Origin of the sequence: Nonomuraea sp. NPDC049158, from assembly GCF_040648335.1 — a bacterium.
In the GTDB taxonomy this organism is placed as follows: domain Bacteria; phylum Actinomycetota; class Actinomycetes; order Streptosporangiales; family Streptosporangiaceae; genus Nonomuraea.
This window is the reverse complement of the sequence record NZ_JBEZDM010000001.1, coordinates 183,999-210,607: the sequence shown is the minus strand read 5'-3', so window position 1 is coordinate 210,607 and position 26,609 is coordinate 183,999. Positions and strand designations below refer to the sequence as shown.

General features: G+C 69.4%; 20 protein-coding genes. 11 read left to right on the top strand and 9 right to left on the bottom strand.

Annotation, left to right across the window (positions count from 1 at the left end):
• Nucleotides 1-43: 43 nt before the first annotated feature.
• Nucleotides 44-1,594 (bottom strand): carboxylesterase family protein, encoded by a 1,551-nt coding sequence (locus AB0B61_RS00980; protein ID WP_358425955.1) that lies wholly within the window; start codon nucleotides 1,592-1,594, stop codon nucleotides 44-46.
• A gap of 406 nt (nucleotides 1,595-2,000) precedes the next feature.
• On the opposite strand from AB0B61_RS00980, the gene AB0B61_RS00975 reads away from it, so the two are divergent.
• On the top strand, nucleotides 2,001-2,447 hold the full coding sequence (locus tag AB0B61_RS00975; protein ID WP_358425952.1) for a DUF2690 domain-containing protein: 447 nt from the start codon (nucleotides 2,001-2,003) through the stop codon (nucleotides 2,445-2,447).
• A 260-nt stretch (nucleotides 2,448-2,707) separates the two neighbouring features.
• On the opposite strand, the gene AB0B61_RS00970 is transcribed toward AB0B61_RS00975, so the two are convergent.
• The gene (locus tag AB0B61_RS00970) at nucleotides 2,708-3,241 is read right to left on the bottom strand and encodes a hypothetical protein (protein WP_358425949.1); all 534 of its coding nucleotides are present in this window, start codon (nucleotides 3,239-3,241) and stop codon (nucleotides 2,708-2,710) included.
• Between the two features lie 319 nt (nucleotides 3,242-3,560).
• On the bottom strand, nucleotides 3,561-4,025 hold the full coding sequence (locus AB0B61_RS00965; protein ID WP_358425946.1) for a hypothetical protein: 465 nt from the start codon (nucleotides 4,023-4,025) through the stop codon (nucleotides 3,561-3,563).
• A 361-nt stretch (nucleotides 4,026-4,386) separates the two neighbouring features.
• Here AB0B61_RS00965 and AB0B61_RS00960 point away from each other — a divergent pair, with 361 nt between their 5' ends.
• The 4 genes from AB0B61_RS00960 (at nucleotide 4,387) to AB0B61_RS00945 (ending at nucleotide 9,034) form a co-directional block, all read left to right on the top strand.
• Nucleotides 4,387-5,628 (top strand): helix-turn-helix transcriptional regulator, encoded by a 1,242-nt coding sequence (locus AB0B61_RS00960; protein ID WP_358425944.1) that lies wholly within the window; start codon nucleotides 4,387-4,389, stop codon nucleotides 5,626-5,628.
• Nucleotides 5,625-6,158 (top strand): NUDIX hydrolase, encoded by a 534-nt coding sequence (locus AB0B61_RS00955; protein WP_358425941.1) that lies wholly within the window; start codon nucleotides 5,625-5,627, stop codon nucleotides 6,156-6,158. Before AB0B61_RS00960 ends, AB0B61_RS00955 begins: the two co-directional genes overlap by 4 nt.
• Before the next feature lie 488 nt (nucleotides 6,159-6,646).
• Nucleotides 6,647-7,087 carry a hypothetical protein gene (locus AB0B61_RS00950; RefSeq protein ID WP_358425938.1) on the top strand — a complete coding sequence of 147 codons (441 nt, stop codon included), beginning with the start codon at nucleotides 6,647-6,649 and terminating at the stop codon, nucleotides 7,085-7,087.
• A 3-nt stretch (nucleotides 7,088-7,090) separates the two neighbouring features.
• Nucleotides 7,091-9,034 carry a tetratricopeptide repeat protein gene (locus tag AB0B61_RS00945; protein ID WP_358425935.1) on the top strand — a complete coding sequence of 648 codons (1,944 nt, stop codon included), beginning with the start codon at nucleotides 7,091-7,093 and terminating at the stop codon, nucleotides 9,032-9,034.
• A gap of 587 nt (nucleotides 9,035-9,621) precedes the next feature.
• On the opposite strand, the gene AB0B61_RS00940 is transcribed toward AB0B61_RS00945, so the two are convergent.
• The 5 genes from AB0B61_RS00940 to AB0B61_RS00920 are packed head-to-tail and all read right to left on the bottom strand — an operon-like array spanning nucleotide 9,622 to nucleotide 14,348.
• Complete coding sequence (locus AB0B61_RS00940) at nucleotides 9,622-10,887, bottom strand: ABC transporter substrate-binding protein (protein ID WP_358425932.1); 1,266 nt, start codon at nucleotides 10,885-10,887, stop codon at nucleotides 9,622-9,624.
• Nucleotides 10,888-10,892: 5 nt separating this feature from the next.
• Nucleotides 10,893-11,996: a branched-chain amino acid ABC transporter permease gene (locus AB0B61_RS00935; RefSeq protein ID WP_358425929.1), complete on the bottom strand. Its 1,104-nt coding sequence runs from the start codon at nucleotides 11,994-11,996 to the stop codon at nucleotides 10,893-10,895.
• Entirely contained in the window at nucleotides 11,993-12,874 is an 882-nt protein-coding gene (locus AB0B61_RS00930) for a branched-chain amino acid ABC transporter permease (protein ID WP_358425926.1), read from the bottom strand. Before AB0B61_RS00930 ends, AB0B61_RS00935 begins: the two co-directional genes overlap by 4 nt.
• A gap of 2 nt (nucleotides 12,875-12,876) precedes the next feature.
• Nucleotides 12,877-13,593, bottom strand: a complete 717-nt coding sequence (locus AB0B61_RS00925) for an ABC transporter ATP-binding protein (RefSeq protein ID WP_358425923.1) — start codon at nucleotides 13,591-13,593, stop codon at nucleotides 12,877-12,879.
• Nucleotides 13,590-14,348, bottom strand: a complete 759-nt coding sequence (locus AB0B61_RS00920; protein ID WP_358425920.1) for an ABC transporter ATP-binding protein — start codon at nucleotides 14,346-14,348, stop codon at nucleotides 13,590-13,592. The genes AB0B61_RS00925 and AB0B61_RS00920 overlap by 4 nt, the downstream gene beginning before the upstream one ends.
• A 183-nt stretch (nucleotides 14,349-14,531) precedes the next feature.
• On the opposite strand from AB0B61_RS00920, the gene AB0B61_RS00915 reads away from it, so the two are divergent.
• From AB0B61_RS00915 to AB0B61_RS00900, 4 genes are read left to right on the top strand one after another with little or no spacing between them, the layout of a single operon-like run.
• Entirely contained in the window at nucleotides 14,532-15,923 is a 1,392-nt protein-coding gene (locus AB0B61_RS00915; RefSeq protein ID WP_358425917.1) for a helix-turn-helix domain-containing protein, read from the top strand.
• A complete protein-coding gene (locus AB0B61_RS00910; RefSeq protein WP_358425915.1) occupies nucleotides 15,910-17,391 on the top strand; it encodes a long-chain fatty acid--CoA ligase in 1,482 nt (493 codons plus the stop codon). Before AB0B61_RS00915 ends, AB0B61_RS00910 begins: the two co-directional genes overlap by 14 nt.
• Nucleotides 17,392-17,438: 47 nt before the next feature.
• On the top strand, nucleotides 17,439-18,218 hold the full coding sequence (locus tag AB0B61_RS00905; RefSeq protein ID WP_358425912.1) for an SDR family oxidoreductase: 780 nt from the start codon (nucleotides 17,439-17,441) through the stop codon (nucleotides 18,216-18,218).
• A 14-nt stretch (nucleotides 18,219-18,232) separates the two neighbouring features.
• Complete coding sequence (locus tag AB0B61_RS00900; protein ID WP_358425909.1) at nucleotides 18,233-19,054, top strand: hypothetical protein; 822 nt, start codon at nucleotides 18,233-18,235, stop codon at nucleotides 19,052-19,054.
• 5 nt (nucleotides 19,055-19,059) lie between these two features.
• Here the strand turns inward: AB0B61_RS00900 and AB0B61_RS00895 are convergent, their stop codons facing one another.
• A complete protein-coding gene (locus AB0B61_RS00895) occupies nucleotides 19,060-21,192 on the bottom strand; it encodes an alpha/beta hydrolase-fold protein (protein ID WP_358425906.1) in 2,133 nt (710 codons plus the stop codon).
• 188 nt (nucleotides 21,193-21,380) lie between these two features.
• On the opposite strand from AB0B61_RS00895, the gene AB0B61_RS00890 reads away from it, so the two are divergent.
• Together AB0B61_RS00890 and AB0B61_RS00885 are read left to right on the top strand one after the other, a co-directional pair.
• Nucleotides 21,381-22,193 (top strand): SAM-dependent methyltransferase, encoded by an 813-nt coding sequence (locus tag AB0B61_RS00890; RefSeq protein WP_358425905.1) that lies wholly within the window; start codon nucleotides 21,381-21,383, stop codon nucleotides 22,191-22,193.
• Between the two features lie 123 nt (nucleotides 22,194-22,316).
• Entirely contained in the window at nucleotides 22,317-26,579 is a 4,263-nt protein-coding gene (locus tag AB0B61_RS00885; RefSeq protein ID WP_358425902.1) for a HAMP domain-containing protein, read from the top strand.
• Nucleotides 26,580-26,609: the final 30 nt, after the last annotated feature.

Sequence of the window (26,609 nt, the reverse complement as noted above, 5' to 3'; positions counted from 1 at the left end):
CGGCGCGCAGCGCGCACGCCGGAGGCCGGGACTGTGCCGGCGGTCAGCTCGGGTTGAGATCGTTCTTCCAGATTTCCCGTTCGTCGCGGCGCGGGTCGTGGACGATGACGTTGTCCGGCTGGTTGTCGCGGTAGAAGGTCATCACCGGCCGTTCGGTGGTGTTGTAGGGGGCCCACTGGTCGAGGTCGCCGGTCTTGACGAACTCGACCCACCGCCCGTGCAGGGCGTCCGCCAGTCCCTGGGGCGGGTTCGGGCCGGTGAACTCCGCGCTGTCAGGATTGTCGAGCGTGTCCCACACGAAGGGGAGCGGAAGGCTGTGGCAGGCGCCGAGCTTGACGCGGAGGGTGTTGGGCGTGGCGGGTGACCGCCAGCCGAACTCGAAGACGTGGGTGGTGGCAGGCGCGTCGCCGCGAGCCTCGGCGATGCGGTAGGTGGGGATGCGGAACATGCGGTCGGTCAGCGTCGCGCAGGCGATGCCGGAGGGGGCGTTGCGGACGTACGGCTCGACGCTGGTATCGGCGTAGCGGTCGTAGAAGCCGGCCGGGGCACCGTAGACCTCGGTCCTGGTCCTGAACGGCGCCGCTCCGGGCCAGCCCACCATGGCGGTGGGAACGACGAAGGTCCTGAACTCCTCGACCGTGGTGCCGATCAGCAGCGGCACGTCAGCGCCACGGCCGTCGGCGATGGCGTCGATCGGCAGTCGCGGAACCACCTCGCCGTCGATCACCGGCATGAACGACATGCCGCACGAGGCGATGGTGCTCGCCCCGTACCGAACGGGGTCGGCGCCGGAAGTGACATCATCGCTCACCTCGGCCTGCGCCGTCATCAGGGCGGCGGTGTCCACTGCGGCGAGTGCCTGGGCGGTCGGCTCCACACCCAGCCGGGTGGCGACGGCGGCGGTGACAAGGGCGGCGTCCTGGAGGGTCTGGCCGATGTGCGCGGTGCCGCTTTCGACAATGGCCTGGTGGAACAGCTCCCGGTCGAGGGAGAGCAGGGTCAGCACGCTCATCGCGCCGGCGGACTCGCCTGCCACGGTGACGTTGCCGGGGTCGCCGCCGAAGCCGGCGATGTTGTCCCGCACCCACTCCAACGCGAAGATCTGGTCGAGCAGGCCGCGGTTGGCCGGGACGGCAGCGTCTTCGATGTAGGCGAAGCCGTCCATCCCGAGGCGATAGTTGATGGTGACGCAGACGACGCCGTCGCGGGCGAAGGTGGCGCCGTCGTAGGTCGTCACCGCAGAGGAGCCAGTGGTGAACGCGCCCCCGTGGATCCACACCAGCACCGGCATCGCGGCGTCGGAGCCGGCGGCGCTGGTCCACACGTTCAGGTTGAGGTAACCGTCCCCGGGGATGACCGGGTTGTGGAACAGCTCGCCGAGCTTGCCCTTGAGCGGCGGCTGCGGCGGGGTCGGTCCGAACTCGTGAGCGGGCAACGGCGCACTCCACGTATCGGGCGGCACGGGCGCGCCGAACCTGTTCGGCCCGACGGGAGCGGCGGCATAGGGGATCCCGCGGAAGGACGCGATCCCGTTTTCGATCAGCCCCGATACCGGGCCATAGGCGGTCGAGACCTCAACGGTGGTGGGTGACATGACACTCCTCGGCCGGGACAAGGCGATGCGCACTCGCACAGGGCCGGCCGTCCCCCGGAGCACCGTCCAGGCCGCCAGCTGCGGCCAGTCACCATATCGTTACCCCAAGTGATGTCCCTTCATCTCATTGCCGGGCAACGGAGACCCCGTCGCTGCGGGCGGCGCCCTGTGGCCACCCCCCCATCGGCCTGGGCTATTTGTCCAAACCGGACGTCTGGACAATGTTTGGACGGCTATCCGGCGGATGTCCGTTGCCGCCGTTCGAGGCGCCCGGCATAGTCGGAGCTGCTCTCGCCTCCCCCGCCTATCGGGAAGTCTCCCTCCTTCCAGAGATCATTTCTCGCGGAGAGATAAGGGCGAGAAATTGAGTTCATACCCCGGGCCTCTCACAAAGGAGTAGACCGATATGAAGATCCACGTAGCAGCGGCTGCGATGTCCGTAGCGACGATTGGCACGCTCTTGCTGACCACGGGCCCAGCGAGTGCCCACACGTACGACGGAAAGGACCCCTACAGAAGCGGGTGCGCCAACAGCAAGGTCTACACCGGGAAGAAGGCCTCGCTGAGCAACGAGATCGATGACACCCTGGGCACGATCCGGCTGTATTACTCCCGCCGTTGCGGCACCAACTGGGGCGAGGTGACGGTGCCCAAGAACGCGACCGGCCATATCACCGTCTTCACCAGCCGCAAGAACATCTCCTTCACCTACCGCGCCGGGAACGGCGGGCACCACTGGGGCGACATGGTCTACGCGCCAAGCGGCGTCTGCGCCCAGGCCACGGGCAGCGTGACGGCCGGGATCGGCCGCGTCAACAAGGGCAGCGGCACCACTGCGAAGGCCTGCGGCTGATTTGTGATCGCCCCATCAGCCGCCTGCACCCTGGCGCAACGGCCGCGCTAGCTTGGGCGGCTTGGCGTCCTACTCCCGAGCCGCGGCCAGGGTCGCCTGGTCCCGTCACCGCCCCACTCGCGCTCCATCGTGCCGCATGCCGCTCAGCACCTGACCACTCCCGCGCCGCCCAACGCCAACGACGCTGACCAGCAACTCCGTCCCGGTGTTCGTCGGTGCGGAGAGACGAACCTGGTAAAGCCTCCGCTTTCAGTGGGGGGTTATGCGGCGTGGCATGGGCACGCATCGGCGCTGGGATCGGGGCGCGGCGTGAGATGGTCAGAACCGCCAGGCTGCGCCAGCCCGGCAGGTGAGTGATCGTCTGCGCCTATCTCGGCCCACATGACCTTCCCGCCACACGGGGAGGGGTAGGTGCCCCAGCGGCGCGCCAGGGCGCCTACGGCGCTCATGTGGGGGTCCGGTGGGGTGGTGTCTGGCGGGGTGGGGTCGGTGTCCCACACGTCGATGATCAGTGCGTCCACGCGGCGGTGGACCCGGATACTCACGGCGGCGATGGTGGCGGGGTTGATGTCGGAGTATCGGGGATTGGGGTCGGGGTGGCCAGTGTTCTCGACGGCGCGGGCGAGCAGGTGCCCGGCGGTCCGTTCGGCAGGGCGTTCGAGGTAGGGCAGGCCCCACACTCGGGCGCTGATGCGGGCGACTTGCGCGCCGATGGTGATCGCGGTGTGCAGCGCCAACAGGGTGACCTCGGAGGCGCGCACGGTGGGCGGCACGGGCGCGAACCGGTCGCTCATGAGACCCCGTGATCCTCGGTGGGGAATAGGAGCGGTTCGGCGTCGCGGAGGTAGTGCGCGAGCGTCGGTTGGACAGTGCAGGCTCGCCGCGCCCCCCGGGGCCACCATCGCCGCAGGAATCCGGGGCGGCACAACCGGCACCTCCCGCGCGGGTCGACGCGGTGCCGGGCGTTGATCCCCAGCAAGGCACCGGCCAGCCGCAGGAGCCACCGTTCGGCGGTGGCTTGGTCCACAACGATCGCGGGAACCTCCGCCGCGATCACCTGACCGAGCAACTCTTTCAGCCGCCGGTCATGGACCTCATGGACAGGTGCCGGGGTCATGGCGTGGCCTCGGTGGTGTGGGACATCACCAAGACATCAGCGCCGGTCTCTATCTCGATCAGGGCGCGCATGGCCTGATAGATGCCGTCGAACTCCGACAGATGCTCCGGAGCGGGGATCACCACGGTGCTGATGTCAGGGCGGCACAGCGCTTGGAGAAGCTCACCAAACGCCGATCGCCGGTACGGATGCGGGTGCTCGGTGAAGATGTCGACCAGGTCCAGCCCTGACCGCGCCGCGAACCCGCGCAGGCGCGCGGTGATCTGCTCGCTGGCGGCGGTGTCGGTGTCGGGTCGAAGCCGCACGTACCCCACCGCCCGGCGTCGTGCTGTTGGTGGGAGGGCCGATCCGGGCAGCGGTCCCGGATGCGTGACCGGACCGGCCCAGACGATGGGGCGGCCCGAGACCGCCAGGTAGTTCCAGCCGATCACCGGCTCTGGTGCTGCGTGTTGTGTGGTCACGGTGTGCCTTTCGCGCTGGTCGGCTGGGGGTGCTCCCACAGTGACCAGCAGCCCGCACATGAGGCCATGACCAATAACGCATATGGATATGCGCCCCAGCGAATACCTGGATTCGCAACGTGATCGCGTGGTTACATTCGGGGTGCAGGGATCTCCGATGTGGCGGTGAGTCCAGATGACCGACACGCAGGCGCGGCGCTGCCGCTGCGGGACACGCCTAGCGCGCGACAACACCAGCGGCCGGTGCGCGGCATGCACCACGGGCGCACGTGGGGCGACTGGTACGCCCGCCGGGCCGCCGAGGGTGCCGCCGGAGTTTTGGACCCATCCCAGCATGCGCTCAGCGCTCGACCAGTGGCACATGGGCAAGGTCATCGCGGCCTATCGCGCCCACCCGCACCACGGCCGCCCCTTACGACAGGAAACGGTGGCGGCGTGGGTGGGCATCACCCAACCCCAGCTGTCCAGGATTGAGAACGGCCCGCCGATAACCGACTTGGGCAGGCTCACACAGTGGGCGCGACTGCTGCACATCCCGGCTGACCGGTTGTGGTTTCAGGTACCGCAGCAGCGCGCAGCGCGCCCACCAGAGCATGCCTCAGCCCCGGCCGCGGAACCGCCCCCGGTCCCTGTTCCGGTTTCGGCGCGGGCCACCGTCTCGGGGCCGGGTGAGGATGCGGCGGCGGCAGTGGCGGCGTGGCGGGCGGTGGACGCCCAAATTGGCGGCGCTCACCTGTACGCGACCGTCACCACCTACCTACGCGACCACCTCAGTCCCCACATGTTCAGCGGTGAGGGGACGCAGGTGTTCACCGCGGCCGCAGCACTCACAGAAATGGCCGGGTGGATGGCGCATGATGCCGGAGACGACGACCGCGCCGGGCGGCATTTCGCGCGGGCGCGAGACCTGTCCGGCGTGGGCGACGACCCCCATTTGAGGGTTCACGTGCTCGCGAGCCTGGCCCACCTCGCGCACCATCGCGCCCACCCCGATGACGCTATCGGCTACGCCGCTCAGGGACAGCGCGAGTTGACGGCGGGGCCGGCTCACCCCGAACTGGCGGCGCGGCTGTGGGCGTTGCAGGCTCGCGGGCACGCCGCCGCAGGACGATCACGGGAAACGCGCGCACTGTTGGGCCGCGCTGAGACCGCCCTGCAGGGCAGCCACAGCGCGGCCCCGTCGCCCTGGGTGTCACCGTTTGATGCTGCGTCCCTCGCCGGAGACGCGGCCCGGTGCATGCGGCAGCTCGGCGACCTACTCGCAGCCCAGCGCCACGCCCAGCGAGTTCTAGAGCTGCGGCCAGCCGGCCGCACCCGCGCCCGCGCGTTCGGGCACCTCACCCTGGCCGGTGTGCTCATCGAACGCGGCGCGTTGGACCAGGCGTGTGCGGTCGCGACCGATGTTCTTCATACCACCGGGTCGCTAGGCTCGTATCTGGTGATTCAGCAACTACGCGATCTGCGCGACCAGCTCCAGCCGCACCGCGCCACCGCATGCGCGCGGGGCTTCCTCGACCACCTGGCCGAGGCGTTGCGGCAGCGTGAATGGCTCTACCAGCTCACCACCGACACCACACAGCCAAGGACCAGCCCAACCCCATGACCGAGCCCGACACCCGGCCGCTCTACGAACGCGATCCTGCCGCCTACCGCGCGCACCTGACCGAGGGCAACGCCCGCCAGGCCCGCAAGCGCGTGGGGGTAGACGCCCTCATTTGTGATGATCATGGCCGTGTGCTGCTCGTCGACCCCACCTACAAACCCAATTGGGATCTCCCCGGTGGCATGGCCGAAGCCAACGAACCACCGCTTGATGCCCTCCGCCGAGAACTGACCGAAGAACTCGGCCTCCACCTCCCGAAGGACATGGCGTTGGTGTGTGTTGACTGGGTGCCACCACACGGCCCATGGGACGACTCGGTGATGTTCATCTTCAACGCCGGAACCCTCACCCCCGGCCAAACCGCCGCGCTACGCCTTGCCGATACCGAGTTGGGCGCGTTCGAGTTCTGCACTCCCAACCAAGCGCGGAAGCGGCTCCGGCCGTACGTGTGGGCACGCCTACAGGCCGCGATCACCGCCGCTGACGCTGACACCGTCGCGTACCTGCACAACGGCCGCCCCGTCAGCTAGTCTGCGCAGCGCTTGGCGGTATTGAAGGGAACCTACGCCCGCCGTCTCACTTGAACCCGTCTCTGGACGCGACCTTGTTGTCAGCTTTGGCGCGGCTTCTTTGATGCTGAGCGATTGCCTGTGGGAGCTGGGTGGGCTCGCTCCGGTTAGGGGGCCGCTTGCGTAGGGCAAGCCTGTTTTGGGGAGTCATCTGCGCGACGCTGTTCTTCATGAAAGCACGCTGGGTAACCAGCACACGGGGGACCATCAGGAGTATGGACACGCCGACGGCTTGACCCGGTTATCCGGCCGGCCTGGCGGAACCTGCCCGACGAGGAGATGACCATCCAGGCGAGAGCGGCTGTGCCGGATGCCGAGGTGGTTCTGAGGGCGATCGTGTTTGGTGCTTTTCGCCTGTAGGCGATAGGGACGGGATTACATTTCTCGTGACGAAGGTGTGGCGGTCGCATCGCCCGGGGGTCGTCGGTGCCATCCGGAAGGGGCATCTCATGAGTGGGGAACTCGTAGCGCTGGTTGGGTCGGCATCGCCTTATGTGGTGTCGGCTGTGAGTGCGTATGGGGGCGCGGTGCTCGCGCGCGTGCAGGAGGAGGCCGCTGATGCCACCGTGGGGTGGGGGCGGAAGATCCTTCAGCGGTTCTTCGGTACCGATGCCGAGCAGGCGCAGGTGCCCAGGGAGTTGGAAAGGCTGATCCGCGAGCCTGACAATGCTGACTTTCAGGCTGCGTTGCGGGTGTATCTAGCGGAGTTGCTGCAGGAGGATGCGCAACTGGCCGACGACGTGCGCCGCATGCTGGAGCAGGCCGACAGCGCCACAGGAAACACGGCCTCCGGCAACACGGTGACTGCGTCCGATCGTGGTGTGGCGGCGGGTCGTGACATCACTGGATCGGTGATCACGGGGGACAACTCTTCCATCACCGGACGCTAGATCATGGCCCGGGATGCGGCGGGCGAGGATCAAGAGCGGCTCAACGCACCTGATCGCGCCGTGGTGGCAGGGCGTGACATCAGCGGGAACGTGATCAGCGGCGATGGTTCATCGATCGATGCGCGGACGACTCAGTTGGAACCGGGAAGTCTGCTGGCGCCCGGGAAGGTCGAGATTACTGCTCCGATCAGGTTTCTTCAGGAGCCTCGCGCGGCGGAGTTCGTTGGGCGTGAGGATGCGCTGACGGAACTGGAGGAGAAGCTCGCCGACGATGGCGATCTTGTGGTCATCCGTCAGCTGGTGCGCGGTATGGGGGGAGTGGGCAAGTCGGAGTTGGTCCGGCGTTACGCCCACGCCCATCAGGCCCGCTACCCAGTGGCGTATTGGATCACTGCGGACACGGTAGAGAACATCGAGAAGGGGTTCGCCGCGCTAGCGGCGGAGATCCACCCGCCCATCGCCTTGGTCGGTAACGTGTCAGAGGCAGCTCAGTGGGCGCTCAGTTGGCTACGCGCTCACCCCGGGTGGCTCGTCGTGCTGGACAACGTCGATGATCCCGACCATGCGCGGCCCTGGCTTGACCACCTGGCCGCCGGCCATGTCCTGATCACCACACGTCGTGATGTGCCCTGGTCGGCAACACACTCCGTTTCCTTGGATGTCCTCGACGATGGCCCCTCGGTAGAGCTGATCGCCAAGGTCAGCGGGCACGAGGAGCCTGAAGATCAAGCGGACATTGCCGCGATCGCAGCAGAGCTGGGTTACCTGCCGCTGGCATTGGAACAGGCCGCCGCCTACATCCGCCAGTCGCATAAGAGTCCCGGACGCTACCTGGAGCAGCTACGCCGCCATCCAGCCCGGATGTATGCCAAGTCCGCGGCGGGCGGGAAAGCTGAACAGACGATGGCGCGTTTGTGGGACACACACCTGGAGGCCATCCGCGAACGTGACACCGCCGAGGAGCTCCAAGCAGAACACCTGCTACGTACGCTGGCTTGCTACGCCCCAGACAATATCCCCCGGGCTTTGCTGCTCGGCAACGTCGGCGATCTGGATCTCGACGATGCGTTGGAGCTTCTCGCCTCCTACAGCATGATCACGCGCGTGGGTGAGGACGAGCAGGAGACGGTGAGCATGCACCGGCTCTTCCAATCGGTGATTTACAACGGCCTGGACTACCACAACGCACGCAGCCACGCCGCGCGTGAGCGCGCCCTCACCTGCTTGGCTCAGGCACTCCCAGACGACCCGGAGTCCAATGTGTCGGGCTGGCCTCTCTGGCGGAATCTCCTTCCGCACGTCAATGCGGTCGCTCTTCGCTACCGAGAAGGAACCGAACCAGTGAAACTCGGCCGAGTTCTCAACCAGGCAGCAGCCTTCTCCTCCGTACAAGGCCAGCACCAGCATGCCCACCACCTTTCCAGCCGGACGCTGGCGATCATCGAGGCGGCGCTGGGTCCCGACCACCCCTCCGTGGCTGTCTGCTTGGGGAATCTGGCGTCGAGTCTCAGCGATCTGGGGCGTCCGGGTGAGGCGGTGCCGTTGGAGGAGCGGGCGCTGGCGATCACTGAGGCGGCGCTGGGTCGCGACCACCCCTCCGTGGCCGTCCGGTTGGGGAATCTGGCGTCGAGTTTTTATGGTCTGGGGCGTCTTAGTGAGGCGGTGCCGTTGGAGGAGCGGGCGCTGGCGATCACTGAGGCGGCGCTGGGTCGCGACCACCCCTCCGTGGCTATCTGCTTGGGGAATCTGGCGTCGAGTTTGCAAGCTCTGGGTCGTCCTGGTGAGGCGGTGCCGTTGAAGGAGCGGGCGCTGGCGATCACTGAGGCGGCGCTGGGCCCCGACCACCCACAAGCCAAAGTCTTACGACAGAACATTTCGCTCACATGGAACAGCCCATGTGATTGTGGATCTGGGAAGAAATTCAAGCATTGTCATGGTCGAATTTGATCGATGGCCGCTATATAGCAACCGGGTCGCATAGCTGCTCATCCCGGTGGTCGTCATCACGCACCTGGCCACCATGACAAGAAAGAACAACTCCACCTGCTGACCACCAACCCAGATGCCTACGTTCACACCGATCGTGGGATGCGGGTTCGTAGACCGCAGCGGCTGTAACCCCCAACGTCGAAGCTCCTCGAGGATTTCCGGCAGCGGACGCTCCTCGGCGAACAGAGTGTCGATCTTGGCGTGGATACCGCCCGTAGAGCGATACTCGAGACGACCCGGGCGTGGTCCTTCCCTCCGATGACTTGGCGGTATTGAAGGGAACATACGCCCGCCGTCTCACTTGCACCCGTCTCTGGTCACGATCTTGTCGTCAGCTTTGCCGCGGCTTCCTTAATGCTGAGCGATTGCCTGTTGGAGCTGGGTGGGCTCGCTCCGGTTATGGGGCCGCTTGCGTTTGGGGGGCGCCCGAGCGATTAGCGAGGACCACGCTTGTAAGGGTGGGGGTGTGGGGGGCGCTGCCCCCCACTAGGCGCAGCCCGAAGCCCATTGCGCGAAAGCGCTCCAAAAGCGAAGGCCCATGCTTGTCAGCCCGTCAGCGGCCCGAACTCCTTGCGGGTGTCGATCACGTTCCCGAACAGCTCCCACCGTTCGCCCTTGAACTTCATGAGCTGCATCGACTCGATCGGGAAGCCGTCATCTGCGGCGGTGTTCATCGTCACCCCGGGCAGCAGCATGTTGATCTGTACGTTGCTCAGGCTGCGCATCGCGTCGCGTAGCCCCTCGCGGGTCGGGCACTTCGCGGCCGACATCGTCTTGTTGAAGGAGTCGGCCACCGCCCAGCCGAAGGTGAAGAACGGCACGTTCGGGTCGGCGCCCGGGGCGTACTGCGCCATCTTCGCCTTGTAGAGCTTCATCTCCGCGTCGTCGTTCCACGTCGCGTCCCTGGGGTCCTTGTAGTAGGTGGAGGACACGACGCCCTGGACGTTCTCGAAGCCGACGGGCTTGAGCACGGTGATCGAGGCGGAGACGTTGTTGAGGATGTGCAACGGGTTCCAGGCGGTGTTCTTGGCGTCGGCGGCCAGTGCCTGCGAGCCGAACTTGGGCGTGGTGATGTTGAGGAACACGTCGGCCTTGGACCCTGCCAGGTTGCGCATCTGCGGGTCCACGCTCGGGTCGGTGACCTCGTAGCTCTGCTCGCCGACGACGGTGATCCCGCTGCCCTCGATGGCCCGCTTGAAGCCGCCGAACAGATCCTTGCCGAAGTCGTCGTTCTGGTAGAGCACCGCGACCTTGGCGTTGGGTTTCTCCTTCTTGAGATATTGGGCGTAGACGCGCGCCTCGGAGATGTAGTTGGGCTGCCAGCCGATGGTCCACGGGTGCTTGGTGTCGGTGCCCCACTTGGAGGCGCCGGTCGCGACGAAGATCTGCGGCACCTTCTGCTGGTTGGTGTAGTCCCAGGTCGCCGTCGTCGAGGGGGTGCCCAGCGTCTGGAACAGCGCGAACACCTGCTCCTGCTCGACGAGCCGGCGGGCCTCCTCGACCGCCTTGGGCGGCTGGTAGCCGTCGTCGCGGACCACGAACTCGACCTTGCGCCCGCCGATGCCGTTCTTCTCGGCGTTGATGTAGTCGAAGTACGCCTTGATGCCCTTGGGGATGTCACCGTAGGCGGAGGCGGGTCCCGACAGTGGGTAGATGCCGCCGAGCTTGATGCTCTTGTCGGTGATGCCGGTCGTCTGCTGGCCCTGGCACGGCCCCGACGCCGTGGTGCCCGGCTCGGTCCCGCCCCGCCCCCCGCAGGCCGCCACCGCGGCCAGGAGCATCGCCGTACAGCCGATAACGGATACGCGCATGCCTGTTACTCCTTCCGGAGGGACTTCTTGATCGAGTACGCCGCGCGGCCCGCCAGCCCGGCCAGGCCGGTCGGGGCGACGTACATCACCGCGATGATCAGCAGGCCGAAGACGACGCCGGGCGCGGCGTCGTTCACGCTCTGGGAGATGCTCGGTACGAACATGACGAACAGCCCGCCCAGCAGCGGCCCCCAGTACGAGCCGAGGCCGCCCACGACGAGGCCCGCCAGCAGCGTGATCGAGAGCGTGACGACGAACGAGTCCGGCGAGACGTACCCGATCACCCACGTGTAGAGGCAGCCCGCGATCCCGGCGAGCATCGCGCTCCAGGCGAAGGAGAGCGTCTTGTAGAACGACAGCCGTACGCCCATGACCTCGGCCGCCGCCTCGTTGTCCCGGATGGCGTGCAGCGCCCGGCCGACCCGCGAGCGCAGCACGCTACGGGTCACCAGGAACGCCACGACGGCCACGGCCAGCGTGAGGAAGTACAGCCATTGGTCCTCGGCCAGTCCCGTCCACGCGGGCGGCGCCGGCTTGGCCAGCGTCAGCCCCATGGAGCCGCCGGTGACCGACTCGAACCGTTTGAGCAGCGGTACCAGGAAGATCGCGATGGTCAGGGTCACCAGGGCCAGGTAGAGGCCGCGCAGCCGGACGGCGGGCACGCCGAACGCCAGTCCCAGCGCGAAGGCCACCACGGCGGCGGCCGGCAGCGTGGCCGGGTACGGCACGTCCCAGCGGTGCAGCAGGATGGCCGCGGTGTAGGCGCCGACGGCGAAGAAGGCGCCGTGCCCGAGCGAGATCTGGCCCGCGTGCCCGACGAGCAGGTTCAGCCCGAGCAGCGCCACCGCGTAGATCAGCACCATGGTGAACTGGAAGACCCGGAACGGCACCAGCTGGAAGGGCGCGTAGCAGGCCAGCGCGAGCAGCAGCGCCACGACGATCCAGCGCCAGTTCGCGGGCACCCGCCACCGCCGGGCGACCTGCCCTCCGGGCCCGGCCGCGACCGAAGAATCGGGCTCCTCCGCGACCGAAGAATCGGGCTCCTCCGCGATCGGAGAATCGGGCCCCTTCGCGACCGGCGCACCGGTCGCCTCCGCCGACTCGCTCATACCCGCTCCACCACCGCTCGCCCGAACAGCCCTTGAGGCCGCAGCAGCAGGACGCCGAGGATGATGACCAGCGGCACCCCGATCTTGAGATCCGACCCGATGAAGCCGACGTACGCCCCGGCGAGCGTCTCGGCCACGCCGACGATCAGGCCGCCCACGACCGCGCCCAGCGGGCTGTCGAACCCGCCGAGCGTCGCCGCCGCGAACGCGTAGATGAGCACCCCGCCCATCAGGTTGGGGTCCAGGAAGAGCAGCGGCGCCACCAGCACGCCGGACACCGCGCCGACCGTGGCGGCCAGGCCCCAGCCGAGCGCGAGCGTCCAGCCCACCCGGATGCCGACGAGCCGGGCGGACTGCGGGCCGGCGGCCACCGCTCGCATGCCCAGGCCGATCTTGGTGTGCTGGAAGAGCAGGTACAGCAGGCCCATCACCACGCCGACGACGCCGAGGATGCCCAGCGTCGAGTACCCCACGCTGACGCTCCCTGCCGTGAGCGCGCCCTCGGGGAACGGATTGGGGAAGTCCTTGATGGTGAAGGACCAGATCCACCCGGCGGCGGCGTTCACGAAGATGAACAGCCCCACGGTGACGATCACCACGGTCAGCTCGGGAGCGCCTTCCACCGGGCGGATGATCACCCGCTCGATGAGCATGCCGCCCGCGAACGACACCACGAGCGTGATGACCAGCGCCAGCCAGAACGGCAGCCCGGCGGCGGTGAACTGCCAGGCCAGGTAGGTGGAGAACATCGCCAGCTCGCCCTGGGCGAAGTTGACGATGCCGGTGAACTGGTAGATCAGCACCAGGGCCAGCGCCAGGCTGGCATAGATGGCGCCCGCGCCGAGCCCTTCGACGACCTGCTGCAGGAAGCCGGCCATGGCTAGACCCGGTATCCGAGGTAGGACTGGGCGACCTGCTCGTCCGCCCTGATCCGCTCCGCCGTACCCGACAGCACGATCCGGCCGGTCTCCAGGACATGCGCCTGCTGGGCGATGCCGAGGGCGAGATGGGCGTTCTGCTCGACGACGACCACGGTGGTCCGCTCCTGTTCGTTGATCGCCCGCACGATGCGGAACAGCTCCCGGGTGACCAGCGGCGCCAGGCCCAGTGACGGCTCGTCCAGCAGGAGCAGCCGGGGACGCAGCATCAGCGCGCGGCCGATGGCCAGCATCTGCTGCTCGCCACCGCTGAGGCTGCCCGCCGTCTGCCGCAGCCTGGGCTTCAGCGCCGGGAAGTAGGTGTAGATGCGGTCGAGGTCGGCCTCCACGCCGGTTCTGCCCCGGCGTACGTAGGCGCCCAGGCGCAGGTTCTCCTCGACGGTGAGCGGCATGAATGTGCCGCGCCCCTCGGGCACGTGGGCGACGCCGCGCCGGGCGATGGCGTCCGGCGAGCGGCCGGTCAGCTCCGTGCCGCCGAGCCGGACGCTGCCGCGCCCCCGGACCATGCCGGACAGCGCCCGCAGCAGGGTCGTCTTGCCGGCGCCGTTCGGCCCGAGTATCGCGCAGATCTCCCCCGGACCGACCGCCAGGCTCAGCCCGTGCAGCACCTTCGCGTCGCCGTATCCGGCGACCAGGTCCGTCACCACCAAATCGCTCATACGGCGGTCCCCAGGTACGCCTCGATGACCCCGGGATCGCGCTGGACCTCGGCCGGAGCTCCCTCGGCGATCTTGCGGCTGAAGTCCAGGCAGACGATCCGGTCGCAGATCCCCATGACGAAGCCCATGTGGTGCTCGACCACGACCATGGTCAGGTCGTACTCGTCGCGGATCGCGCGCAGGACGCCGGCGAACTCCTCGACCTCCGCCGAGCTGAGCCCGTTCACCGGCTCGTCGAGCAGCAGCAGGGCGGGGCGGCCGACCAGCGCCCTGGCCAGCTCCACCCGCTTGAGCGTGCCGAACGGGAGCCCGGCGGCCGGATGGTCGGCGACCTCGGTCAGCGCCAGCCGGTCGAGCACCGCGTCGGCCTCGGCGCGCAGCCCGGCCTCCTCGCGGCGCACGCCGGGCAGGCGCAGGCCCGCCGTGAGGAAACCGGCCCGGCCGCGGTGGTGCGCGCCGACCAGCGTGTTGTCGCGGACCGACATGCGCGGGAACAGGCCGAGGTTCTGGAAGGTACGGGCGATGCCCAAGGCCGCGATCGCGTGCGGAGGTACGGCGAGCAGGTCCCGCCCCTCGTACGCGACCCGGCCCGCATCGGCGTCGTGGCGGCGGGTCAGGCAGTTGAACAGCGTGGTCTTGCCCGCGCCGTTCGGCCCGATGAGCCCCACCATCTCGCCGCGCCGCACCGAGAAGCCCACGCCGTCGAGCGCCGTGATGCCACCGAATCTGACCGTGAGCTCGCTTACCTCCAGCACTCCGGCCTCCCGCTGACGGTGAGCGGCGAACAATGTTCTGAAAGCGTAGGAGCCACCGGTCCGAGACCACATTGGGCACGGTCACCCAAGATGCGTCCTGGCTGTTGTCCGCCGGGCACAGGATCTGTCTCGGACCGGTTACGACCTGTTGACCGCCCGGCAAAGTGCATGGATCATCCCGGCATGTCCGGTGGTTTCAGCACGGAAACGCTCACCGGTTCGGCGACGGTCCGCGTCCAGCGCACGCGCATCCTCTCCGAGCTCCTCGATCATCTAGCCGACCTCGCCGACACGGCCGTCCAGACGATGCGGGCCGAGATCCCCGCCTACGCGGCTCAGGACGAGAACTTCCTCGCCGACGTACGCGACCAGGTGGCCCGCCATTACCGCAGCAAGCTGGCCGTGATGCTCGAAGACCGCACGGTCACCGTCGACGACATCGCCTTCGCGCGCCGGGCCGCCATGCGGCGGGCCAGGGCCGGGCTCGCCCTGGCCGACTACATCAACGCCTTCCGCGTGTGCCAGCGGGTCTTCTGGGGGTCGGTGCTGGAGCGGGCCGGCCACTCGGCCGCCGGCCACGAGGCCGCGCTCTCCCTGGCGACCCCGATCATGCGTTACTGCGACTTCGCCAGTACGCACGCGGCCAACGCGTACCTGGAGTTCCAGCACTACGCGGCGGCGGAGGCCGTACACGAGAGCAGGGACCTGCTGGAGACCCTGCTGGCCGGCGGCGCGCCTTCGCGTGGCAGGCAACTGGCCGCGGCCCAGGCGTACGGCCTGGGGTCCGACACCCGCTCGCCCCTGCTGGTGGTGATCGCGGTCCTGCTCGGGCCGCGCGCGCTCGTGATCGGCGAGAACCCGGACTCCGACCGCGGCGTGGACGCGCGGCACGCGGCCTGCGCGGCCCTCTCCAGGGCCGGGGCGAACGGCGCGCGGACGCTGTCGGTCGTCCGGCGGTCGGAGATCGTCGCCATCCCCGCGCTCGGCCCCGGCGGCGACCCGGAGGAGCTGTGCGAGCGGCTGCAGGCCGTACGCGAGAGCCTCATGGGCGAGGGGATCGTGCTGGCGATGGGCATCAGCACGGTCGCCGCGGGGACGGCCGGGATCCCGCAGGCGTATGACGAGGCCCGTACCGTGCTGGAGTTCCTGCCGGAGGACGGCGGTGTGGCCGCGCTCCCCCGGCTATCGCCGTTCCAGTACTTGGCGCTGAGGGCGGACGACACAGCCCGTCACCTGGTGGATCCGCGGATCACCGCGCTCCTGTCCGAGGACCGGGCGCGCGGTGGCGTGCTCACCGCCACGATCCGCGCCTTCGCCGCCGCCGACCTGAACCTGCGCGCCTCGGCCGAGCGGCTGCAGATCCACCCCAATACCGCTCAATACCGCCTGCGCCGCATCCAGGAGCGCACCGGTCGCAGCCTGCGCCGGATCAGTGACCTGCTCGACCTGCTCGTGGCGATCGCCCTGCACGACTCTCTGCCGCCCACCACCAACCAAGGGGGGCAAAGACTGGCCACCGTGACCGATGAGCGACGTGGGAGCGGGGACGTACGGTCGTTCCATGAATCTCGCTGACCGGCTCCACACCGCCGCCGATCGGCTAGGCGGGAGGTCGGTTGTCACGCTCGACGACGAGGCGCTCACCTACGGCGCGCTCGACTTGATGAGCGCCCGCGTCGCCGCGCTGCTGCGGCTGCGTGGGATCGGCGCGGGCGACCGGGTGGCGGTCATGCTGCCGAACGTCCCGGAGTTCGCCGTCGTCTACTACGGGGTGCTGCGGATCGGGGCGGTCGTCGTCCCGCTGGATCCGCTGCTGCGCAGGCGGGAGATCGCCGCGTACGTCGGTGACTGCGGGGCCTGCCTGCTGATCGCCTGGCACGCCTTCGCGGAGACCGCCGAGGCGGGCACCGCCGGCACCCTGACCGACTGCTTCTTCGTCGTGCCCGGCGAGTTCCAGCGGCTGCTGCGCGGTCTGGCGGCCGAGCACGACGTCACCCCGCGCGCGGACGGCGAGACGGCGGTCATCCACTACACCTCCGGCACGACCGGCCGGGCCAAGGGCGTCGAGCTGACGCACGGCAACCTCGGCGGCAACGCCGCGGCCGTCGCCCGCATGCACGCGCTCGGGGTGGACGACGTCGTGCTCGGGGCGCTGCCGCTCTACCACTCCTTCGGGCAGACCTGCTCGCTCAACGCCACCGTCCAGGCCGGCGCGCGCCTCACGCTGCTGCCGCGCTTCGAGGCGGGCCGGGCGCTGGAGGTCATCCGGCGCGACGGCGTCACGGTCTTCCAGGGCGTGCCGACCATGTACATCGCGCTGCTCGACCATCCGGGCGCCTCCGACATGTCGCTGCTGCGCATCCTGGTCTCCGGCGGGGCGGCGCTCCCGCTCGACGTGCTGCGGGCGTACGAGACGCGGTTCGGCTGCTCGATCGTGGAGGGGTACGGGCTGAGCGAGACCTCGCCCGTCGCCTCGTCCAACAGGGGCCGCAACGGCACCCGGCCGGGGTCGATCGGCCGCCCGATCAAGGACGTCGAGATGAAGGTGGTCGACGAGGACGACGGCGAGGTGCCCACCGGCCACATCGGCGAGATCGTCGTCCGGGGTCCCAACGTGATGAAGGGCTACTGGAACAATCCGGCCGCCACGGCTGAGGCGATCCGCGACGGCTGGTTCCACACCGGCGACCTCGGCCGGGTCGACGAGGACGGGTTCTTCTTCCTGGTCGACCGGTGCCGCGACGTGATCATCCGGGGCGGCTATACCGTCTACCCGCGCGAGGTGGAGGAGGTCCTGTACGAGCATCCCGCCGTCCGGCAGGCGGCGGTCATCGGGGTCCCCCACCCGGAGCTCGGGGAGGAGATCGCGGCCGTGGTGACGCTGCGCGCGCCGGTCGAGGCCGACGAGCTGCGGGCCTTCGTCAGGGAGCGGGTGGCGGCCTACAAGTACCCCCGGCACGTCACGTTCGCCGACGAACTGCCCATGAGCCCCACCGGCAAGATCCTCAAGCGCGCCATCGAGACGTTGACTCGCCACCGGTAGTAGAACTACGTTCTGGATACCGGGCGGTCGGTTAGGAAGGTGGCTTCATGCGGGTGCGGGACAAGGTCGTCGTCGTCACGGGGGCGGCGAGCGGGATCGGCCGGGCCATGGCGCTCAGGTTCGCCGCCGAGGGGGCGGCCGGAGTGGTGGTCGCCGACCTCGACGAGGCGGGCGCGGGCGCGGTGGCGAAGGAGATCGGCGACCGGGCCGTGGCCGTACGGGCCGACGTGTCGGTTGAGGCTGAAGTGGCCGCGCTGGCGGAGACGCCCTTCGGTCCGCCCGATCTGTTCTGCTCCAACGCGGGCGTCATCGCCGGGCACGGTCTGGACGCCACCGACCAGGAGTGGGACAGCCTGTGGTCGGTCAACCTGCGGGCCCACGTGTACGCCGCGCGGGCGGTCGTGCCCGGCATGGTCGAGCGGGGCGGCGGCTACCTGCTCAACACCTGCTCGGCGGCCGGACTGATCAGCTGCCCCGGCGACGCCCCCTACGCGGTGACCAAGGCGGCGGCCATCTCCTTCGCCGAGTGGGTCTCGATCCACTACGCGACCAAGGGCGTCAAGGTCAGCGTGCTGTGCCCGCAGGGCGTACGGACCGCCATGCTGGAGCGCGGCGTCGCGGAGGACCACCTGACGGCCCGCGCGGTCGGCGCGTCCGGGGCGATCCTCGACCCGGCCGACGTGGCCGGCACGGTGGTCGAGGGGCTGGCGGCGGAGCGGTTCCACATCTTCCCGCACCCCGAGGTGGCCGACTTCGCCCGCCGCAAAGCCGACGATCCCGACCGGTGGCTGGCCGGGATGGCGCGATTCGTGGAGTCACTTTCATGAAGGGGGAGGCTGACATGAAGGCGGCACGGCAGGCCTGGCGGCGGCTGGAGCCGGTGCACGGGATGATCTACTTCGTCCCCGAGGGCCGGAAGCGGTACGCCGCGCTGGGGCTGAACGGCCGCTCCGGTTACTTCGCCTCGCGCGGGGCGGCGCTCGGCCGGGCCTCCGCCGAGCTGGTCATCGCGACCTTCTACAACTTCCACCCCGATCTCGTACGGAAGGCGCTGCCCGCCGCCTGGGACCTGGCGACGCCCGAGCAGGTGCTGGCCGCGCGCTACGAGGCGGCCGACGAGGCCCTGCGCCGGGCGGGCATCCACGAGCAGCCCGAGCTGGACACGGTCCTCGCGCTGGCCCGGCGCGCCGCCGAGGCCGCCTGCGAGCATCCGCAGGGCCGCCCGCTGTTCGCCGCGCACGCCGCGCTGGCCTGGCCGGACGATCCGCTGCTCCAGCTGTGGCACGCGCAGACGCTGCTGCGCGAGTTCCGTGGGGACGGGCACATCAGCACGCTGGTCACCGAGGGCGTCGGGCCGCTGGACGCGCTCGTGCTGCACGCGGCCAGCGGGGAGGTCCCGGTGGACTTCCTCAAGCTGAGCCGGGCCTGGCCGGAGCCGGAGTGGGCGGCCGCCGGGGAGAGCCTGCGCGAACGCGGTCTCCTCGACGGCCACACGCTCAGCGCCGAGGGCAAGACCCTGCGCCGGCACATCGAGACCCGCACCGACGCGCTGGCCCTGCCCGCCTACTCGGCGCTGGGCGAGGAGGGCTGCGAACGCCTCGCCGAACTGGCCCGACCCTTCGGCCGGGCCATCGTCGACGCGGGCCTCCTCACACCGGGCTGACCTCATCACCCCTTGGGCAGGCCGGTGGCCGGGTCGATCGTGGTGGTGAAGACGTCGCCGTTGCCCGGTGCCTGGTCGCCGGCCGGCGTGCCGTAGGTCAGGCCGGAGACGGCCACCTGGCCCGACGGGGTGGCGGCGGCGAACAGGTTGACCTCGGAGAACGGGTCCACGCCGTCGTCACGGGCGGTGCCGAGCTGAGCGGCGGCCTGCTGCTTCCCCTTGCCGTCCAGCCGGACCGTCAGGACGTCCGCCGCGCCCGCCACCACGCCCACCCGACCCCGGGTGTATCCGGCCAGCGCGACCGACCCTCCGGGCAGCGGCACCACGGCGGCGCCCTCGTCGGCGGCCGGGGTGGCGACGGTGGCCTGCCAGCGCTGCTTGCCCGCGCCCGTGTACGCCGCCGCGACCAGGTCACCCCCGACTCCCCCGGTGGCGACCGCGAGGCCCGCCGTGGTGACGGCCACCGCGTTCAGCCGGTCGTCACCGGTGCCGCCCACCGTGGTGGCCCATTTCCGGGCCCCGTTCAGGTCGTAGGCGGCGAGCCAGCCGTCGAGCCCGCCGAGCGCGGTCGTCCCCGGCAGGGCCGAGGTCGCGCTGCCCGTCACGTAGAGATTCGCTCCGTCGGAGGCCACGCCGTACGCCTTGTCCTCCCCCACCCCGCCGTACTGGCGGCCCCAGGAGAGCGCGCCATCGGCGGACAGGCGGGCGACCAGCGCGTCCTTGTCCCCGCTGTTGGCCCCGTCGAGCGCGCCCTTGGTGTAGCCGGCCACGTAGGCGCCGCCGTCAGGGGCGGCGGCCAGGCCATAGAGGCGGTCGGCCACGCCCGGCGCGCCGAACTGGGTGAGCCAGCGGACCGCGCCCTTGGCGTCGAGCCGGACCACGAACGCGTCGTCCGTGGCGTTGCCCGCGTGGTGGCCGTCCAGGTCGCCCTTGGTGTAGCCGGCCGCGAGCACGCCGCCGTCGGGCAGCGCCGCGACGCCGTACAACCGCTCGTCGGCGGCGGTGCCGAGCTGCCTGGTCCAGCCGTCCGCTCCGCCGCGCACCAGCACCGCGTCGAGGCGGCCCGCGTACGGCTGGCCGCCGACGGGCCCGCTCGCCGCGAACCCGGTGGTCAGCGATCCGTCGGCGTGGGCCGCGACGCCACCGGCCCAGTCCTGGGCGGCCGTGCCGTACAGCGGGGCGGGCAACCCGGCCGGCGGCGTGACGCTCAGCCCCGGGCCGAGCTCGGCCATCGCCTGCTCGAACGCGGGCGCCCAGACGGTCCAGTCGTGGCCGCCGTCGAGCACGCGCAGCTGCGCCGAGATCGCGGGCGAGCGCCGGGCCGCGTTGTAGAGCGCGGCGGACTCGAAGTCGAGGTCGTGCTGGGCGTCGGCGGGGTCGGGGTTGGCGTACTCGTCGTCGCCGACGGCCACGAACAGCCGTACGGGCAGGTCCTGGTCGAGCTTGGGGAGCAGGGCGGGGTAGTTCAGCTCCCGGTACACCGCGTCGGCGAACTTCTCGCCGCCCTGCCCGTAGGCGCCGTAGTCACGCGTGGAGGAGTCGCCCGGCGGCAGCGGCGTGTAGACGGCCGGGCTGAGCACGATGGCGCTGCCGAACAGGTCCTGGTGGGCCAGCGCGAAGCGCAGCGCGCCCGAGCCGCCCATGGAGTAGCCGCCGATCATGCGGGCCTGGCGGATCGGCGCCGTGCGGTACGTCGCGTCCACGTGGGCCACCAGGTCGCGGGTCAGCGCGGTCTCGACCGGCCGTCCTGGCAGGTCGGAGCCGGTGTAGCGGGAGTCCACATACCAGCTCCCGCGCTCGCTCCACGGCGCGTCGGGCATGACGGCGATGAGCGGCGGTATCCGCCGGGTCCGGATCATCGCGTCGAGCGTGTCCTTGACCCGGGTCCACGCCTGCATCGAGTCGCCACGACCGTGCAGCAGGTACAGCACCGGGTAGCGATCGGCGCCCTTGGCGTAGCCGTACGGGAGGTAGAGGTTGTAGGCGATGTTCTCCCCCAGCGCCGCCGAGGGCGCGGCGGCCGCGGTGATCGTCCCGGTCCGGCCGGCCCGCACGCGCGCCTCTCCCGGTACGGCCAGCAGCACGACGAGGGCGAGGGCCATGAGCGCACCGACACCGCTCCATCGAGATAAGGGCATCGGTCGCTCCCTGTAAACGTTTACCGAACAATCTGTCCAGTGGTTCAGGAGAGTTTCCTGGTGCCCTTTGATCCATGTCAAGTATTCAAATGATCACATGTCGTGATTCTTGCGATTTGCCGCCTAAATGACCTCTAGGCTGAGCCCAGAAAGATCCCTCCTCTACCGCGACGACCTGGGGACCCCTGATGACCGAGGACGCGAACGACGACGTAATGGAACAGCTGAGCCGCATAGACACCTCAGTGGCCCATCCGGCCCGTGTCTTCGACTACTGGCTGGGCGGCAAGGACCATTACGCCGCCGACCGCGAGACGGGTGAGCAGATCCTCGAGGTCATGCCGGAGCTGGCCATCATCGCCCGCGCCGAGCGGGAGTTCCTGGCGCGGGCGGTGCGGCACCTGGTCGTGGAGGCGGGGGTGCGCCAGTTCCTCGACATCGGCACCGGCATCCCGTCGGCCGACAACACCCATGAGGTGGCCCAGGCCGCCGCGCCCGAGGCGCGCATCGTGTACGTCGACAACGACCCGATCGTCCTGGCTCACGCCCGCGCGCTGCTGCGCGGCACCGACGAGGGCCTGACCACGTACATCGACGCCGACCTGCGCGATCCGGAGACGATCCTGGAACACGCGGCCAAGGCGCTGGACTTCACCCAGCCCGTCGGGCTGATGCTGCTGGGCGTGGTGGAGTTCGTGCCGGACGACGAGCAGGCGTACACGGTCGTCGCCGAGCTGATGCGGGCGCTCCCCTCGGGCAGCTATCTGACCATCGCCTCCAGCGTGAGCAGCCCGGCCATGGACCGCGCCGCGGCCATCTGGAACGACAGCGGCGCCACGCCCATCACGATCCGTACGACCGAGCAGCTCATGGAGTTCTACAAGGGGATGGAACTGGTCGAGCCGGGCATGGTGTCGCTGCCGAAGTGGCGTCCCGAGCCGACCACCCAATATCGCGGCCAGGAAGTGTCGCAATACGGCGCTGTCGGCCGCAAATCCTGACCTTCTACCAAGGCTTTCGGACAGTTGCTTGACCGCAACTCGACGATGAGCACGATGCACTCGCCCGCTTGACTATTCTCCTGGTGAAGCTTTGACAATTGCAGGATCGAACCAGGGGTGAACATGAGTGACGCAGCGGGGGCCTCACGTTCGTCCGGACGTCCCAAGCGGACACGTGACGTCGGCGAGGTCGGCGAGCCGGAGCTCCGGCAGCTGCTGGCCGGCCTGACCGCGGTCCGCGACGGCGACTTCGGCACCCGGCTGCCGGACGACGCCGACGGGCTGCTCGGCGAGATCGCCTCCGTCTTCAACGGCATGGTCGACCAGCTCTCGCTGTTCACCTCCGAGGTGACCCGCGTCTCCCGCGAGGTCGGCACCGAGGGGCGGCTCGGCGGTCAGGCCGAGGTGCCGGCCGTGTCCGGCACCTGGAAGGACCTCACCGAGTCCGTCAACGCCATGGCCGGCAACCTCACCGACCAGGTACGCAGCATCGCCCAGGTGACCACGGCCGTGGCCCGGGGCGACCTGTCGCAGAAGATCACCGTGGCGGCTCGTGGCGAGATCCTGGAGCTCAAGAACACCGTCAACACGATGGTCGACCAGCTGTCCTCCTTCGCCGACGAGGTCACCAGGGTGGCCCGCGAGGTCGGCACCGAGGGCGAGCTGGGCGGCCAGGCCGACGTCAAGGGCGTGGCGGGCACCTGGCGGGACCTGACCGACTCGGTGAACTTCATGGCCGGCAACCTCACCGCCCAGGTCCGCAACATCTCGCAGGTGGCCACCGCCGTGGCGCGCGGCGACCTGTCGCAGAAGATCACCGTCGCCGCCCGAGGCGAGATCCTGGAGCTCAAGAACACCCTCAACACGATGGTCGACCAGCTGTCCTCCTTCGCCGACGAGGTCACCAGGGTGGCCCGCGAGGTCGGCACCGACGGGCGGCTCGGCGGGCAGGCCGACGTCAAGGGCGTCTCCGGCACCTGGAAGGACCTCACGGAGTCGGTCAACGTCATGGCCGACAACCTCACCGCCCAGGTACGCAGCATCGCCGAGGTCACCACCGCCGTGGCCAAGGGCGACCTGTCGCAGAAGATCCGGGTGGATGCCCGAGGCGAGATCCTGGAGCTGAAGGAGACCATCAACACGATGGTCGACCAGCTCTCCGCGTTCGCCGACGAGGTCACCAGAGTCGCCCGCGAGGTCGGCACCGAGGGCAACCTGGGCGGCCAGGGCACCGTACGCGGCGTGTCGGGCACCTGGAAGGACCTGACCGACAACGTCAACGTCATGGCCTCCAACCTGACCAGCCAGGTACGCAGCATCGCCCAGGTCGCCACCGCCGTGGCCAAGGGCGACCTGTCGCAGAAGATCACCGTCGAGGCCAAGGGCGAGGTCGCCGCGCTCGCCGAGACCATCAACACGATGGTCGACACCCTGTCCGCCTTCGCCGACGAGGTCACCCGAGTCGCCCGCGAGGTCGGCACCGAAGGCCAGCTCGGCGGCCAGGCCCGGGTGCCGAACGTGGCCGGCACCTGGAAGAACCTCACCGACAACGTCAACTCGATGGCCGACAACCTGACCAACCAGGTACGCAGCATCGCCCAGGTGACCACGGCGGTGGCCAAGGGCGACCTGACCCGCAAGATCGACGTCGACGCGCGCGGCGAGATCCTGGAGCTCAAGACCACCATCAACACGATGGTCGACCAGCTGTCCTCCTTCGCCGCGGAGGTCACCAGGGTGGCCCGCGAGGTCGGCAGCGAAGGGCGGCTGGGCGGCCAGGCCGAGGTCGAAGGGGTCTCCGGCACCTGGAAGCGGCTGACCGAGAACGTCAACGAGCTGGCCGGCAACCTCACCCGCCAGGTCCGCGCCATCGCCGCGGTGACCAGCGCGGTCACCTCGGGCGACCTGACGCGCTCCATCACCGTGGACGCGGAAGGAGAGCTCGCCGACCTCAAGGACAACATCAACTCGATGGTGGAGTCGCTGCGCGAGACCACCCGGGCCAACGAGGAACAGGACTGGCTCAAGTCCAACCTGGCCCGCATGTCCGGGCTGATGCAGGGGCATCGCGACCTGGCCACGGTCGCCGAGCTGGTGATGGACGAGCTGGCACCCCTGGTCGCGGCTCAATACGGCGCCTTCTTCCTGGCCGAGGAGACCGAGCTGCAGCTCATCAGCGCGTACGGCTTCGCCGCCGACCCCGAGCGGCCGATCCGGTTCCGCATCGGCGAGGCGCTGGTCGGCCAGGCGGCGCGCACCCACAAGACCATCGCCATGACCGACATCCCGGCCGACTACATCACCGTCTCCTCCGGGCTCGGCCGCACGGCCCCCGTCTCGGTGGTCGTGCTGCCGATCGTGGCCGAGGAGCAGGTGCTCGGCGTCATCGAGCTGGCCTCGGTCTACGCCTTCACCCCGGTCCACCGCGCCTTCCTCGACCAGCTGATGGAGACCATCGGCGTCAACCTCAACACCATCGTCGCCAACGCCCGCACCGACGAGCTGCTCGTGGAGTCGCAGCGGCTCACCGTCGAGCTGCAGACCCGCTCGGCGGAGCTGCAGAACCAGCAGGAGGAGCTCCAGCGCTCCAACGCCGAGCTGGAGGAGAAGGCGACGCTGCTGGCCACCCAGAACCGCGACATCGAGACCAAGAACCTGGAGATCGAGCAGGCCAGGCAGGAGCTGGAGGAGCGGGCCCAGCAGCTCTCGCTGGCCTCCAAGTACAAGAGTGAGTTCCTGGCCAACATGAGCCACGAGCTGCGCACCCCGCTCAACTCCCTGCTCATCCTGGCCCAGCTGCTCTCCCAGAACCACACCCGCAACCTCACGGCCAAGCAGGTCGAATACGCGGGCATCATCCATTCGGCCGGCTCCGACCTGCTGCAGCTGATCAACGACATCCTCGACCTGTCCAAGGTCGAGGCCGGCAAGATGGACATCAACCCCGAACGCGTGTCGCTGCGCCAGCTGCTCGACTACGTGGAGGCCACCTTCCGGCCGATGACCACGCAGAAGAGCCTGGACTTCCTGATCACCACCGCTCCGGGCGTGCCGACCGAGCTGCTCACCGACGACTCGCGGCTGCGCCAGGTGCTGCGCAACCTGCTCTCCAACGCGGTCAAGTTCACCGAGACGGGCAGCGTCGAGCTACGGATCGAGCCGGCCAGCCCGGCCGAGCTGCCCGTTCCCGCGCGCCCGCACGGCGCGGCGGTGGCCCTGCGGGTCATCGACACCGGCATCGGCATCCCGGAGCAGCAGCTGGAGGTGATCTTCGGCGCGTTCCAGCAGGCCGACGGCACCACCAGCCGCAAGTACGGCGGCACCGGGCTGGGCCTGTCGATCAGCCGCGAGATCGCCTACCTGCTCGGCGGCGGCATCACCGCGCAGAGCACTCCGGGACAGGGCAGCGTCTTCACGCTCTACCTGCCGATCGCGCGCCCCGACTTCGAGGACTACTCCGCCCCCGACATCAAGCCGCTGCCGTCCGCCGCCAGGCACAGCCTGCCCGCCGCGCCCGTGGTGCCGCAGCAACGGCGGCTCCTGATCATCGAGGAGCGGCAGCGCGGGCTGCTGTCCCTGGTCGCCGAGAGCGTCGTGTCCGACCTGGCCAACACCCGCGACCTGGCCCACCTCAACGGGACCGTCGAGGTGGTCACCGCCGCGGGCCCGGAGGAGGCGGCCGCCACGCTCGCCGCCGAGGCGTGCCACTGCATCGTCCTCGACATCGACATGCCGGATATGGCGGCGTACGGCCTGCTGGAGGCCATGGACGGCGACCCCGCGCTCCAGCAGGTGCCGGTCCTGGCCTACAACAACTGGCGCACCAACCCGCAGCAGGAGGCGACCCTGCAGGCCCGCGCCAGCAACCGGCCGCTGGAGCTGCTGTCCAGCCTCGACGAGCTGCGCGAGCGCATCGCCCTGCACCTGACCGCCGACCAGCCGAGCGACGTGCTCCCCCTGGTCCGGCCGGCCAACGTGGGCGTGCCCGCCGGGCGCGAGGTCGACGACACGCTGGCCGGGCGTACGGTGCTGGTGGTCGACGACGACGCCAGGAACCTGTTCGCGCTCACCAGCATGCTGGAGATCCACGGCATGAACGTGCTGCACGCGGAGAACGGCCGCAAGGGCATCGACACGCTCATCGCCCACCCGGAGACCGACCTCATCCTGATGGACGTGATGATGCCGGAGATGGATGGCTATGCCGCCACGGAGGCGATCCGGGCCATGCCTCAGTACGTCGGCCTGCCCATCATCGCGGTGACGGCCAAGGCCATGCCGGGTGACCAGGAGAAGTCGCTCGCGGCGGGAGCGAGCGACTACGTCACCAAGCCGGTCGACTCCGACCATCTCATCGAGGTGATACAGCGCTGGATGACCTCCTAGCGCAGTCCCCCGGGAAAAGCTCGTGTCCAT